Annotated in this window: 12 protein-coding genes; 5 read left to right on the top strand and 7 right to left on the bottom strand. The window is 69.9% G+C overall.

Annotated elements, in window-relative coordinates; translation table 11 throughout:
* Positions 1 to 75 precede the first annotated feature (75 nt).
* Complete coding sequence (locus tag WH07_RS04670) at positions 76 to 1,023, bottom strand: heme o synthase (RefSeq protein WP_046495642.1); 948 nt, start codon at positions 1,021 to 1,023, stop codon at positions 76 to 78.
* A 339-nt stretch (positions 1,024 to 1,362) separates the two neighbouring features.
* On the opposite strand from WH07_RS04670, the gene tkt reads away from it, so the two are divergent.
* Genes tkt through pgl form a run of 5 tightly spaced genes read left to right on the top strand, consistent with a single transcriptional unit; the run spans position 1,363 to position 7,921 of the window.
* Positions 1,363 to 3,438 (top strand): transketolase, encoded by a 2,076-nt coding sequence (tkt, locus tag WH07_RS04665; protein WP_046495640.1) that lies wholly within the window; start codon positions 1,363 to 1,365, stop codon positions 3,436 to 3,438.
* Positions 3,439 to 3,472: 34 nt separating this feature from the next.
* Entirely contained in the window at positions 3,473 to 4,591 is a 1,119-nt protein-coding gene (tal, locus tag WH07_RS04660) for a transaldolase (protein WP_046495637.1), read from the top strand.
* A 5-nt stretch (positions 4,592 to 4,596) separates the two neighbouring features.
* The gene (zwf, locus tag WH07_RS04655) at positions 4,597 to 6,129 is read left to right on the top strand and encodes a glucose-6-phosphate dehydrogenase (protein ID WP_046495635.1); all 1,533 of its coding nucleotides are present in this window, start codon (positions 4,597 to 4,599) and stop codon (positions 6,127 to 6,129) included.
* Positions 6,126 to 7,142, top strand: a complete 1,017-nt coding sequence (gene opcA / locus WH07_RS04650) for a glucose-6-phosphate dehydrogenase assembly protein OpcA (protein ID WP_046495632.1) — start codon at positions 6,126 to 6,128, stop codon at positions 7,140 to 7,142. Before zwf ends, opcA begins: the two co-directional genes overlap by 4 nt.
* Complete coding sequence (gene pgl, locus WH07_RS04645; RefSeq protein WP_046495630.1) at positions 7,139 to 7,921, top strand: 6-phosphogluconolactonase; 783 nt, start codon at positions 7,139 to 7,141, stop codon at positions 7,919 to 7,921. The genes opcA and pgl overlap by 4 nt, the downstream gene beginning before the upstream one ends.
* A gap of 91 nt (positions 7,922 to 8,012) precedes the next feature.
* On the opposite strand, the gene WH07_RS04640 is transcribed toward pgl, so the two are convergent.
* From WH07_RS04640 to tpiA, 6 genes are all read right to left on the bottom strand, one after another.
* Positions 8,013 to 9,554 carry a PH domain-containing protein gene (locus WH07_RS04640; protein ID WP_046495627.1) on the bottom strand — a complete coding sequence of 514 codons (1,542 nt, stop codon included), beginning with the start codon at positions 9,552 to 9,554 and terminating at the stop codon, positions 8,013 to 8,015.
* A 152-nt stretch (positions 9,555 to 9,706) separates the two neighbouring features.
* A complete protein-coding gene (locus WH07_RS04635) occupies positions 9,707 to 10,207 on the bottom strand; it encodes a PH domain-containing protein (protein WP_046495624.1) in 501 nt (166 codons plus the stop codon).
* A 4-nt stretch (positions 10,208 to 10,211) separates the two neighbouring features.
* Complete coding sequence (gene pgi / locus WH07_RS04630; RefSeq protein WP_046495718.1) at positions 10,212 to 11,864, bottom strand: glucose-6-phosphate isomerase; 1,653 nt, start codon at positions 11,862 to 11,864, stop codon at positions 10,212 to 10,214.
* 197 nt (positions 11,865 to 12,061) lie between these two features.
* Complete coding sequence (locus WH07_RS04625; RefSeq protein ID WP_003976875.1) at positions 12,062 to 12,397, bottom strand: RNA polymerase-binding protein RbpA; 336 nt, start codon at positions 12,395 to 12,397, stop codon at positions 12,062 to 12,064.
* A 174-nt stretch (positions 12,398 to 12,571) separates the two neighbouring features.
* A complete protein-coding gene (secG, locus tag WH07_RS04620) occupies positions 12,572 to 12,802 on the bottom strand; it encodes a preprotein translocase subunit SecG (protein WP_046495616.1) in 231 nt (76 codons plus the stop codon).
* 203 nt (positions 12,803 to 13,005) lie between these two features.
* A complete protein-coding gene (tpiA, locus tag WH07_RS04615; RefSeq protein WP_046495613.1) occupies positions 13,006 to 13,782 on the bottom strand; it encodes a triose-phosphate isomerase in 777 nt (258 codons plus the stop codon).
* Between the last annotated feature and the right edge of the window lie 6 nt (positions 13,783 to 13,788).

Here is a 13,788-nt window from a genome sequence, read left to right as displayed (position 1 = left end):
CGTGGCCTTGACCACGCGCCCCGCCCGTTGGACAGAACCTGGGGAAACAGAATCTGATGAAACAGAACCTGAGTGCTACCGCAGGAAAGGATCGACCGCCACGGCGACGAACAGCAGCGACACATAGGTGATCGACCAGTGGAACAGCCGCATCTCCTTCAGCTTGCCGCCGGTCACCCCGGCCCGGGCGCGCGACTGAAGACCGTGCGCCTCCCAGAGCCACCAGCCGCCCGCCGCCAGCGCCACCGCCGTGTAGAACCAGCCGGTGTACCCGAGCGGGGTCAGCAGCAGCGAGACACCGACCATCACCCAGCTGTAGACGACGATCTGCCGGGCCACCACCCGGTTGCTCGCGACGACCGGAAGCATGGGCACGCCCGCGCGCGCGTAGTCCTCCTTCACCTTCATCGACAGCGGCCAGTAGTGCGGCGGCGTCCAGAAGAAGATGACAAGGAAGAGGATGAGAGACGCCCAGGACACCGAGTCGGTGACCGCGGACCAGCCGATCAGCACGGGCATGCAGCCGGCGATCCCGCCCCAGACGATGTTCTGCGCGGTACGGCGCTTGAGGATCATCGTGTAGACGACGACGTAGAAAAGGAGCGCACCGAGCGACAGCGCCGCGGACAGCCAGTTGACCAGGAATCCGAACCAGAGCGTCGAGACGACGGTCAGCGTGAGGCCGAAGACCAGCCCCTCGCGCGGTGACACCATCCCGGTGACCAGGGGACGCTGGGACGTACGGTCCATCATCGCGTCGATGTCACGGTCGATGTACATGTTCAGCGCGTTGGCGCCGCCGGCCGAGAGATAGCCGCCGACACAGGTGGTGACCACCAGCCACAGATCCGGCACGGTGCCGGCGGCCAGGAACATCACCGGCACGGTCGTGATGAGCAGCAGCTCGATGATCCGCGGCTTGGTCAGCATCACGAACGCTTTGACGCGGGCCCCGAACGGCCGATGGCCCCCCGGGGTCGGAGTCGGGACGACCCCAGCGGGTCGGGACTCGACGGCCGTCACGCACACCCCTGACAGAGAAATCCCAGCAAGCTCCGGACGTGAAGCCCCGGTAAAGACTTGCGCTTACCACGCCACTCTAGACGTTGCCCAGACACCGATTCCGCGCGGGGGTGGGTGGTGCGGAGGGCCCCGGGAGCAGTCCCGCTATCACGGCTCGGACGTCCCCGCACGCCGGGCGGGACGTCCCCGTACCCAGCCGGGAGGCGAAGTCCATGTGCCCGCCGCACCCTGGTTACGAAGGGGAAAAGTTGGATGGGGCTACGAGGGTAGGCTCGGCAGCGAAGCCGGTGCGCCCTCAGACACCGGGACTGGACATGTGGAGAGGAGCCCTGACTCAGGGTGAGCACCAAGCCGACCACCACAGACCTCGAGTGGACCGATGTGGACAGCCGGGCGGTCGATACCGTTCGCGTCCTGGCCATGGATGCCGTACAGAAGGTCGGCAACGGCCATCCCGGTACGGCCATGAGCCTGGCCCCCGCCGCGTATGTGCTGTTCCAGAAGCTCATGCGGCACGACCCCGCCGACGCTCAGTGGACCGGGCGTGACCGGTTCGTCCTCTCGGCCGGCCACGCCAGCCTGACGCTCTACATCCAGCTCTATCTGGCGGGTTACGGCCTGGAGCTGGCGGACCTGGAGTCGTTCCGCACCTGGGGCTCGAAGACCCCGGGCCACCCGGAGTACGGCCACACCGTCGGTGTCGAGACCACCACGGGACCGCTCGGCCAGGGTGTCGCGAACGGCGTCGGCATGGCGATGGCGGCGCGGTACGAGCGCGGTCTGTACGACCCGGACGCGGCGCCCGGCACCTCCCCGTTCGACCACACCGTCTGGGTGATCGCCGGTGACGGCTGTCTCCAGGAGGGCATCTCGGCCGAGGCGTCGTCGCTGGCCGGCCACCAGAAGCTGGGGAATCTGGTGCTGCTCTGGGACGACAACCACATCTCGATCGAGGGCGACACGGAGACCGCGGTCTCCGAGGACACCCTCAAGCGGTACGAGGCGTACGGCTGGCACGTCCAGCGCGTCGAGCAGCTTCCCAACGGCGACCTCGACCCGGCCGGTCTGTACCGGGCGCTGAAGGCCGCGCAGGAGGAGATCGACCGCCCCTCCTTCATCGCGGCCCGCTCGATCATCGCCTGGCCCGCCCCGCACGCGCAGAACACCGAGGCCGCGCACGGCTCGGCGCTCGGCGACGCGGAGGTCGCGGCGACCAAGAAGGTCCTGGGCTTCGACCCGGAGAAGTCCTTCGAGGTCGCGGACGAGGTGCTCGCGCACACCCGTGAGGCGCTCGACCGCGGCCGTGAGGTGCGCGGCGAGTGGGAGAAGACCTTCGCCGCGTGGCGCACCGCGCAGCCGGAGCGCGCCGCGCTGTTCGACCGGATCAGGGCCGGTGAACTCCCCGAGGGCTGGGAGGACAAGGTCCCCGCCTTCGAGCCCGGCAAGTCCCTGGCGACGCGCGCCGCGTCCGGCAAGGTGCTCCAGGCGCTCGGCGAGGTCATTCCGGAGCTGTGGGGCGGCTCCGCCGACCTGGCGGGCTCCAACAACACCACCATCGACAAGACCTCTTCGTTCCTCCCGGCCGGCAACCCGCTGCCGGGGGCCGACCCGTACGGCCGCACGGTGCACTACGGCATCCGCGAGCACGCCATGGGCTCGACGATGAACGGCATCGCGCTGCACGGCAACACCCGTATCTACGGCGGCACTTTCCTGGTGTTCTCCGATTACATGCGCCCGGCCGTGCGGCTCGCGGCGCTGATGCGGGTACCCGTCACGTATGTCTGGACCCATGACTCGATCGGGCTCGGCGAGGACGGCCCGACGCACCAGCCGGTCGAGCACCTCTCCGCGCTGCGCGCCATCCCGGGGCTGAACATCGTGCGCCCCGCCGACGCCAACGAGACGGCGATCGCCTGGCGCGAGATCCTGCGCCGCCACTCCAAGGGCGCGCCGCACGGTCTGGCGCTCACCCGCCAGGGCGTGCCGACGTACGACGCCAACGACGAGGCGGCCAGGGGCGGTTATGTCCTCTTCGACGCCGAGGGCGGCGACCCCGAGGTCGTACTGATCGGTACGGGTTCCGAGGTGCAGCTCGCCGTGGCGGCGCGCGAGCAGCTCCAGGCCGACGGTATCCGGGCGCGGGTGGTCTCCATGCCGTCCGTCGAGTGGTTCGACGAGCAGGACCAGACGTACAAGGACAGCGTTCTGCCGCCCTCCGTGACAGCGCGGGTGGCGGTCGAGGCCGGTATCGGACTGACCTGGCACCGGTACGTGGGTGACGCCGGCCGCATTGTGTCGCTGGAGCACTTCGGCGCTTCGGCGGACGGCAAGGTCCTCTTCCGTGAGTTCGGCTTCACCGCGGACGCGGTGGCCGCCGCAGCCCGGGAATCTCTTGCGGCGTCAGCGCGCTGACGCCCGTATACGAACTGTAGGAGATGCAACTCTCATGACAGACGCACTGAAGCGCCTTTCCGACGAAGGCGTCGCGATCTGGCTCGACGACCTGTCGCGTACCCGTATCACGTCCGGCAATCTCGCCGAACTGATCGACCAGCAGCACGTGGTGGGCGTCACCACCAACCCGTCCATCTTCCAGAAGGCGATCTCGCAGGGGCACGGCTACGACGGCCAGCTCGCCGACCTCGCGGCCCGCCGGGTGACCGTCGAGGAGGCCGTCCGCATGATCACCACGGCGGACGTCCGGGACGCCGCCGACATCCTGCGTCCGGTCTTCGACGCGACGCAGGGCCAGGACGGCCGGGTCTCGATCGAGGTCGACCCGCGCCTGGCGCACAACACCGTGGCGACCATCGCCGAGGCCAAGCAGCTCGCCTGGCTGGTGGACCGCCCCAACACCCTGATCAAGATCCCGGCGACCCAGGCCGGTCTCCCGGCCATCACCGAGACCGTCGGCCGGGGCATCAGCGTCAATGTCACGCTGATCTTCTCGCTGGAGCGCTACCGCGAGGTCATGGACGCCTATCTGGCGGGTCTGGAGAAGGCCAGGGCCGCCGGCCTCGACCTCTCCAAGATCCACTCGGTGGCGTCCTTCTTCGTGTCCCGGGTGGACACGGAGATCGACAAGCGGCTCGACGCGCTGGGCACGCCCGAGGCCAAGGCGGCCCGCGGCAAGGCGGCCGTGGCCAACGCGCGGCTGGCGTACGAGGCGTACGAAGAGGTCTTCAGCTCCGACCGCTGGGCGGCGCTGGACCGGGCGCAGGCCAACAAGCAGCGTCCGCTCTGGGCCTCGACCGGCGTGAAGGACCCGGCGTACAAGGACACGCTGTACGTCGACGACCTGGTCGCCCCGGGCACGGTGAACACCATGCCGGAGGCCACGCTCGACGCCACCGCCGACCACGGCGCCATCACCGGTGACACCGTGCGCGGTACGTACGACCAGGCGCGCGCGGACCTGGCGGCCGTGGCCGCGCTGGGCATCTCGTACGACGACGTCGTCCAGGTACTGGAGGACGAGGGCGTCGAGAAGTTCGCGGTGGCCTGGAACGACCTGCTCAAGTCGACCGAGGCGGAGCTGAAGCGCCTCGCCCCTTCGGAGGGCTGATCCCCTTGACCGCAACCCACGGAGCGAACCCGCTCCGTGACGCCGCGGACCGACGGCTCCCGCGTATCGCGGGGCCGTCGGGCCTGGTCATCTTCGGCGTCACGGGCGATTTGTCCCGCAAAAAGCTGATGCCTGCCATCTATGACCTGGCCAACCGCGGTCTGCTTCCGCCGGGCTTCTCGCTCGTCGGCTTCGCGCGCCGTGAGTGGAAGGACGAGGACTTCGCGCAGGAGGTGCACGACGCCGTCAAGGAACACGCGCGCACGCCGTTCCGTGAGGAGGTCTGGCAGCAGCTCATCCAGGGGATGCGCTTCGTCCAGGGCGACTTCGGCGACGACGACGCGTTCGAGAACCTGCGGGCGACGATCGCGGACCTCGACAAGTCGCAGGGCACCAGCGGCAACTTCGCGTTCTATCTCTCCGTACCGCCCAAGTTCTTCCCGCAGGTCGTGCAGCAGCTCAAGAAGCACGGGCTGGCGGACCAGCGGGACGGCTCCTGGCGCCGCGCGGTCATCGAGAAGCCGTTCGGCCACGATCTGGCCTCCGCCAAGGAGCTGAACAAGGTCGTCCACGAGGTCTTCCCGTCCCACGAGGTCTTCAGGATCGACCACTATCTGGGCAAGGAGACCGTCCAGAACATCCTGGCGCTGCGGTTCGCCAACAGCCTCTTCGAGCCGATCTGGAACCGGTCGTACGTCGACCACGTACAGATCACGATGGCCGAGGACATCGGGATCGGCGGCCGGGCCGGCTACTACGACGGCATCGGCGCCGCCCGCGATGTGATCCAGAACCATCTGCTCCAGTTGCTGGCGCTGACCGCCATGGAGGAGCCGGCCTCCTTCGACGCGGACGCGCTGGTCGCGGAGAAGACCAAGGTGCTGGGCGCCGTCCGGCTGCCCAGGGACCTCGGTGAGGGCACCGTGCGCGGGCAGTACGCCGCGGGATGGCAGGGCGGCGAGAAGGCCGTCGGCTATCTCCAGGAAGACGGCATCGACAGCAAGTCAAAGACGGACACCTATGCCGCGGTGAAGCTGGAGATCGACAACCGCCGCTGGGCGGGCGTGCCGTTCTATCTCCGTACCGGAAAGCGGCTCGGCCGCCGGGTCACCGAGATCGCGCTGGTCTTCCAGCGCGCGCCGCACTCCCCCTTCGACCACACCTCCACCCAGGAGCTGGGGCAGAACGCCCTGGTCATCCGGGTGCAGCCGGACGAGGGCGTGACGATGCGGTTCGGCTCCAAGGTGCCCGGCACCTCGATGGAGGTGCGGGACGTCTCCATGGACTTCGCGTACGGCGAGTCCTTCACGGAGTCCAGCCCCGAGGCGTACGAGCGGCTCATCCTCGATGTGCTGCTCGGCGACTCGAACCTCTTCCCGCGCCTGGAGGAGGTCGAGCTGTCCTGGAAGATCCTCGACCCGATCGAGGAGTACTGGGAGAAGCACGGCAAGCCCGCGCAGTACGAGTCCGGGACCTGGGGTCCGGTCGAGGCGGACGAGATGCTCGCACGAGACGGACGGAGCTGGCGCCGGCCATGAAGATCGACCTGACGGACACCAAGTCCAGCAAGATCAACAAGGCACTGGTGCAGGGGCGCAGGGCGATCGGCACTCCCGCCGTCGGCATGGTGCTCACGCTGGTCATCGTCACCGACGAGGAGAACCAGTACGACGCGCTCAGGGCCGCCGACGAGGCGTCCCGCGAGCACCCGTCGCGCAAGCTGGTCGTCGTCAAGCGGGTCTCCCGCTCGGCGCGCGACCGGTCCAAGGCGCGGCTGGACGCCGAGGTCCGGGTGGGTGCGGACGCGGGCACCGGCGAGACGATCGTCCTGCGGCTGTACGGCGATGTCGTGGACCACGCGCAGTCGGTGGTGCTGCCGCTGCTGCTGCCCGACGCCCCGGTCGTGGTGTGGTGGCCGGCGAACGCGCCGGCCAACCCGGCCAAGGACGCGCTGGGCAGGCTGGCGCAGCGCCGGGTGACCGACACCCACGCGGCGGAGAACCCGACCGAGGAGCTGACGGTGCGCGCGGACGCGTACACCCCCGGCGACACGGATCTGGCCTGGACGCGGATCACGCCGTGGCGCTCGATGCTGGCGGCGGCGCTGGACCAGGTGGACTGCGCGGTCACCTCGGTGGAGGTGGAGGGCGAGCAGCACAATCCGAGCTGTGAACTGCTGGCCATGTGGCTCGCGAACCGGCTGAACGTACCGGTGAAGCGCGCCGTCTCCGCGGGGCCCGGGCTCACCGCTGTACGGATGCAGACCGACTGCGGTCCGGTCAATCTGCACCGGGCGGACGGCTCGCTGGCGACCCTCTCGGTCGAGGGGCAGCCGGACCGCGCGGTGGCGCTGAAGCGGCGCGAGACCTCCGAGCTGATCGCGGAGGAGCTGCGGCGGCTGGACCCGGACGACATCTACGCGTCGGCGCTGCGGTTCGGTGTCGACCGGCTCGGCGACAGCGCCGCCCCGTCGGCCGCCGCCTCCGGTGGCGGGGGTACGGCGACGGCGACCGCGACGAAGAATGCGACCGGGAAGGCCTCGTCCTCGTGAGCACTCCGCAACTGGTCGTCCACCGGGACAAGGAGCTGATGGCCCAGGCCGCGGCGGCCCGGCTGATCACCAAGATCGTGGACGCCCAGGCCGCCCGGGGCTCCGCCTCGGTGGTGCTGACCGGCGGCCGCAACGGCAACGGGCTGCTGGCCGCGCTGTCGGCGGCGCCCGCCAGGGACGCGGTGGACTGGTCACGGCTCGATCTGTGGTGGGGCGACGAGCGCTTCCTGCCGGAGGGCGACCCGGAGCGCAACTACACCCAGGCACGGGAGGCACTGCTCGGTTCGGTGCCGCTGGACCCCTCGCGGGTGCATCCGATGCCGGCTTCTGACGGGCCGTACGGCAGTGATGTGGAGGCCGCGGCCGCCGCGTACGCCACGGAACTCGCGGCGGCGTCACGGCCGGAGGACCACGGTCCGGTGCCGACCTTCGACGTACTGATGCTGGGGGTCGGCCCCGACACCCATGTGGCGTCGCTCTTCCCCGAACTGCCCGCGGTACGGGAGACCGAGCGCACGGTGGTCGCCGTGCACGGCGCTCCCAAGCCGCCGCCGACCCGTATCTCGCTCACGCTGCCCGCGATCCGCGCGGCCCATGAGGTCTGGCTGCTCGCGGCGGGCGAGGACAAGGCGAAGGCGGCGGAGATCGCGCTGTCGGGGGCGGGGGAGATCCAGGCCCCGGCGGCGGGTGCGTACGGCCGCAGCCGCACGCTGTGGCTGCTGGACGCTGCGGCGGCCTCGGCGCTGCCGCGGGACCTCTATCCGCCGGCCTCCGCCTGACGGAGCGTCAAAGGCCGTATCTCAAGCAAGCGGTGTGTATAAGGCGGTGTGAAGGCCCGGTTCGCCTCCCGGCGGCCGGGCCTTCAGCGTGTCAACGACCCGGCCCCGACGGCCTTTCCGCCGCGCGCTCCCGTATCAGGAACGGCTCCAGCAGGCCCGGGACCGCCTCCGCCGCGAAGGTCAGCCCCTCGCCCTCCGCGGTGTCGTACACGTGGTACGCGCCGCCGCCCGCGGCCGTGGTCGCCGTGAGCGTCAGCAGACCCGTGCGGCGCTGGAAGAACGACTGACGGACCGTCCAGCCGACGACTCCGCCGCGCTGGAGGGCCACCGTCGTCCGGCGCACCGTGCCCGAGCGGGCCACCAGATAGGCGCCGCCGAGACCGTGCCCCAGACCGCGGTACGCGTCGAGCGCCATCAGCACGGCGAGCGGCAGCAGCACCACGGCACCGGCCGCCGCGATGACGACCAGGACATCGGTCAGCAGCAGGCCGAGGGCCGCCACGACCGCCAGCGGCAGCAGTACGGAGGAGAGGGCCCAGCGCAGCCGGCGCGCCCGCGCCGCCCGGGGGTGCGGGACCAGCCGTACCGTACTCGTCGGAGACGCCGGTTCGCGCAGTATCCGGGCCGCCACCGCGTCCGCCACCGCACGCGGCGCGGCGGGCAGCAGGGTCTTCTGGTCCATCTCCTCGGCGTCGTCGTCCTGGGCGAGACCGGTGGCGATGGCGTCCACCCGGGCCGCGCCGACCAGCCGGACGCCGATCGGCTCGACCAGCTCCACTCCGCGCAGCCGCCGCTCCTCGATGGAGATCGAGCGGGAGGTGAACAGCCCGCGGCGGACCCGCAGGGTGCCGCCCGGCTCCCGCTCCAGCCGGTGGTTCCACCACATCTCGATCCACAGCGCGAGCGCCGCGACGACCCCCGCGAGCCCCGTCGCCACCGCGAGCCCGACGATCAGCGCGACCACCCAGACGGGCGAGATGCCCCGGAACTGGTCGCCCGCCCAGTGGATCGCCCGGTTCTGCACCCCGAACCAGTCGGCGACCTGGAACAGCCCGCCGATCCCGGCGCCGCCGAGGGCCACCGGGACGAAGGACAGCGGCGCGTAGCGGATCCAGGCGGGATCGAGCACCGCCAGCATGCCCTCGCCGGGGGCCCCGGCCGCCCCCGGGGCGCGGCCGAGCAGTTCGGTACGGAGCCGCTCGCCCTCGGCCCTGGTGACCGGGTCCAGCTCCAGGGTGGATTCGCCGCCGGTCTGCTCGCCGGTCCCTATCCGGACCTTCACCAGACCGAGCAGCCGGAGCAGCAGATTGGCGGTGAGGTCGACCGTACGTATCCGCTCGCGGGCCAGCGAGCGGCGCTTGACCAGAAAGAGACCGGTGTGCAGCTCGGCGCGCTCGGGGCCCATGCGGTAGCGGGTGCGGCGCCAGCGGACATAGTCCGCGCCGGTGCCACCGCCGATCAGCAGTACGGCCCCGCCGAGCAGCCAGGCGAAGACCTCGCCGGGCGGCAGGGCGCCCGAGAGACCGATCCCGGTCGGTACGCCCGCGCCCACGACGACCCCCGTCATGACCACGACGGTGACCAGCAGGGTGCGCCGGTCGAGCCGCCGCCAGCCGTCTTCCGAAGCAGCCACGGAATCCGGTGAATCGGGGAGGGCCGGGACACTGGGGACCGCTGGTGCTTCGGGAACAGCCGGGACACCGGGGACCGCTGGTACTTCGGGGACGGCCGGGGCGCCCGGGACCACCGGGGCGTCCGAGGTACCCGGCGCCTCCGGGACGTCGCTCATGTGGCGTCCCCCGGAGTGGCCTGGGTGATCCGGGTCAGCCGCTCCGCCAGCTCCGCCGCCAGCTCGTGGTCCAGCCCCCCGATACGCACCGCGCCCTTGGACGACGCGGTCGTGACGATCACCGTGGAGAGCCGGAAGAGCTGCTCCAGCGGACCGCGCACGGTGTCCACGGTCTGTATCCGCGACATCGGCGCGATCCGCCACTCCTGCCAGAAGAAGCCGGTCCGTACATAGACCGCCTCCTCCGTCACCTCCCAGCGGTGCACCCTGAACCACCACACGGGTATCAGCGCCGTGCAGGCCAGGCCCAGCACCGCCAGGGCGGCGGCGGGTATCAGCAGCCATGCGCGGGCGGGCGCGATGAGCGCCCCCAGCACGGCCAGGATCCCCGCCACCACCACGGTGAGCGTCAGCCACTGCACGCGCCACCAGCCGATGGCGCGCTCGTTCAGCGAGTTGTTCGGCGGCCGCAGCCGCGTCCCCTCCCCCGTCGCCATCGGCTCAGCGACCGCGCAGCGTGCGGTACGTGCCGACCAGCGCCGCCGTGGAAGCGTCCAGACCGTCCCCGGCCGCCTCCCCGGTCAGTACGGGCTCGATGCGCTTGGCCAGGACCTTGCCCAGCTCGACGCCCCACTGGTCGAAGGAGTCGATGTTCCAGATCGCTCCCTGGACGAACACCTTGTGCTCGTACAGCGCGACGAGCTGGCCCAGTACGGACGGGGTCAGCTCCCCGGCGAGGATCGTGGTCGTCGGGTGGTTGCCGCGGAAGGTCTTGTGCGGCACCAGCTCCTCGGGCACGCCCTCGGCCCGTACCTCCTCGGGCGTCTTGCCGAACGCCAGCGCCTGGGTCTGCGCGAAGAAGTTGGCCATCAGCAGATCGTGCTGCGCGACCAGACCGGGCAGCAGATCGGCGACCGGGCGGGCGAAGCCGATGAAGTCGGCGGGGATGACCTTGGTGCCCTGGTGGATCAACTGGTAGTACGCGTGCTGCCCGTTGGTGCCCGGCGTGCCCCAGACCACCGGCCCCGTCTGCCAGTCGACGGGCCGCCCCTCGCGGTCCACGGACTTGCCGTTGGACTCCATGTCGAGCTGCTGGAGATAGGCGGTGAACTTCGACAGATAGTGGCTGTACGGCAGGACGGCGTGCGACTGGGCGTCGAAGAACGAGCCGTACCAGACACCCAGCAGCCCCATCAGCAGAGGCCCGTTGGCCTCCGGCGGCGCGGTACGGAAGTGCTCGTCGACGAGGTGGAATCCGTCGAGCATCTCCCGGAACCTGGCCGGGCCGATCGCGATCATCAGCGAGAGGCCGATGGCCGAGTCGTACGAGTAGCGGCCGCCGACCCAGTCCCAGAACTCGAACATGTTGGCCGTGTCGATACCGAACTCGGCGACCTTGCCGGCATTGGTGGACAGCGCCACGAAGTGCTTGGCGACGGCTTCCGGCCCGGCGCCGAGACCGGTGAGCAGCCAGTCGCGGGCGGAGGTGGCGTTGGTGATGGTCTCGATGGTGGTGAAGGTCTTGGACGCGATGATGAACAGCGTCTCGGCCGGGTCCAGGCCCCGTACCGCCTCATGCAGATCGGCGCCGTCCACGTTGGAGACGAAACGGACCGTCAGATCGCGGTCGGTGAAGGAGCGCAGCACCTCGTAGGCCATCGCGGGACCGAGGTCGGAGCCGCCGATACCGACATTGATCACGTTCTTGATCCGGCGGCCGGTGTGCCCGGTCCACTCACCGGACCTGATCCGGTCGGCGAACGCGCTCATCCGGTCGAGTACGGCGTGCACCCCCGGCACCACGTTCTCGCCGTCCACCTCGACGACGGCGTCGCGCGGGGCGCGCAGCGCGGTGTGCAGTACCGCGCGGTCCTCGGTGGTGTTGATCTTCTCGCCGCGGAACATCGCGTCCCGCAGCTCCGCCACCCCGGTCGCCGCGGCCAGCTCGCGGAGCAGCGTCAGGGTCTCGTCGGTGACCAGATGCTTGGAGTAGTCGATGTGGAGGTCGCCCACGGTCAGGGTGTAGCCGGTGCCGCGTGCCGGGTCGGCGGCGAACAGCTCCCGCAGATTCGTCTGCCCCAGTTGTTCGCGGTGCTTGCCGAGCGCGTCCCACTCGGGCGTCCGGTTGAGCCTGGTACGGCCTTCTGCGTTCATCTCGGACATCGGTCCACTTCTTCTCGTGCCTGCGTGCGTGCCCTGCTGCCTGTCCAACCTATGTGATCGGAGTCGTAACGAAGGCAGGACAATACGGGCAGAAGCGATCCGGCCGGAACACCTGTCATGTGTCCGGCCGGATGAAGTGGATCAGATCTCGGTAAGGATCAGATCTCAGTGGTTCAGATCTAGGTGGTTCAGATCTCGCCGCGCAGTTTGGCGAGCGCCTCGGCGAGGATCGCCTCGCCGTCCGCGTCGCTGCGCCGCTCCCGTACATAGGCGAGGTGTGTCTTGTACGGCTCGGTGCGCGGCGGGTCCGGTGGATTGTCCCGGTCCTGACCGGCCGGGAATCCGCAGCGCGGGCAGTCCCACGTCTCCGGAACCTGTGCGTCACTGGCGAAGCTGGGCTGCGTCTCGTGCCCGTTGGAGCACCAGAAGGAGATGCGCAGGCGGGGCGCGGACTCGCCACGCTCGGCCTCACCCATCGGCCCCGCTCCGACCCGGCTTCCCCGGATCGCGTTGCCACTTGCCACGGTCGTAACTCCCTGCGTGATGGTGCCGCAAAGCATCGATAGGCAGCTCCGCTGCCGGGCGCCCCAGTCTACGTAAGGCCCAACGCGCGTCCAGTGAAGGGAGTTACCCCCCTGCCGCCCGGCGCGGACCCCCATGATAGGCCGCGCGCCGACGGCGCCTTACCGCACGTGTACTCAGCTGTCCAGCTTCAGCAGGAGGCCGAGCACGACAATGCACGCGAACCACAGCAGACCGACAACCACGGTGATGCGGTCGAGGTTACGCTCGGCGACCGAGGAGCCACCGACGGACGACTGCATTCCGCCACCGAACATGTCGGAGAGGCCGCCGCCCTTCCCCTTGTGCATCAGCACGAGCAGCATCATCAGCAGGCTGAAGACGATGAGGGCGATCGAGAACCCCATAACCACGGCTGGACCAACTTCCTCGGACGGACAGATCCGACGGCACTGACGGTCAGGACCGACGGATCTGAGACGGACTGCGGGGGCCGCCGGGCGATGTTCCACCGTCCGGGTCCGGCCCCCGCAAGGGTACGACGGATCCGTGCTACCGCATACTTGCCGGTCGCCGGACCTGATACTCGTGGTGCTCGCGGACCCCGGACCTACTGGTCCCGGAACCTGACGATCTTGACGAACGCGTCGGCGTCCAGCGCCGCGCCGCCCACCAGGGCGCCGTCCACATCCGGCTGCGCCATGATCGCGGCCACGTTCCCGGACTTCACCGAGCCGCCGTACTGGATACGGACCTGGTCGGCCAGCTCCTGCGAGTACAGCTCGGCCAGCCGCCCGCGGATCGCCCCGCAGACCTCCTGGGCGTCCTCGGGGGTGGCGACCTCGCCGGTACCGATGGCCCACACCGGCTCGTACGCGATCACCACGGACCCGGCCTGCTCGGCCGGGATGTCCTTGAGGCCGCCGTCGAGCTGGCTCAGCGTGTAGGAGACCTGGTCACCGGCCTTGCGGATGTCCAGGCCCTCGCCGACACAGAGGATCGGGGTGAGCCCGTGCTTGAACGCGGCCTTCACCTTGGCGTTGCAGATCTCGTCCGTCTCGGCGTGGTACTGCCGCCGCTCGGAGTGACCCACGGCCACATACGTGCACTTCAGCTTGGCCAGCATCGGGCCCGAGATCTCACCGGTGTACGCGCCGGAGTCGTGCGCCGAGATGTCCTGGGCGCCGTACTTGATCTTGAGCTCGTCGCCGTCGATCAGGGTCTGCACGGACCGCAGATCGGTGAAGGGCGCCAGTACGGCGACCTCGACGGCGTCGTAGTCCTTGTCGGTCAGGGCGAAGGCGAGCTTCTGGACATGGGCGATGGCCTCAAGGTGGTTGAGGTTCATCTTCCAGTTGCCCGCCATCAACGGGGTACGGGTGCTCATACGGGG

The organism is Streptomyces odonnellii, from assembly GCF_000981895.1.
Taxonomy (GTDB): domain Bacteria; phylum Actinomycetota; class Actinomycetes; order Streptomycetales; family Streptomycetaceae; genus Streptomyces; species Streptomyces odonnellii.
This window is presented reverse-complemented; position numbering and strand designations above follow the sequence as displayed.

What these genes read in the sequence shown, in the direction of transcription:
- tpiA (WP_046495613.1), bottom strand. Translation starts at nt 13,782, where the DNA reads ATGAGCACCCGTACCCCGTTGATGGCGGGCAACTGGAAGATGAACCTC.
- secG (WP_046495616.1), bottom strand. Translation starts at nt 12,802, where the DNA reads ATGGGGTTCTCGATCGCCCTCATCGTCTTCAGCCTGCTGATGATGCTG.
- WH07_RS04635 (WP_046495624.1), bottom strand. Translation starts at nt 10,207, where the DNA reads ATGGCGACGGGGGAGGGGACGCGGCTGCGGCCGCCGAACAACTCGCTG.
- tal (WP_046495637.1), top strand. Translation starts at nt 3,473, where the DNA reads ATGACAGACGCACTGAAGCGCCTTTCCGACGAAGGCGTCGCGATCTGG.
- opcA (WP_046495632.1), top strand. Translation starts at nt 6,126, where the DNA reads ATGAAGATCGACCTGACGGACACCAAGTCCAGCAAGATCAACAAGGCA.
- pgi (WP_046495718.1), bottom strand. Translation starts at nt 11,864, where the DNA reads ATGAACGCAGAAGGCCGTACCAGGCTCAACCGGACGCCCGAGTGGGAC.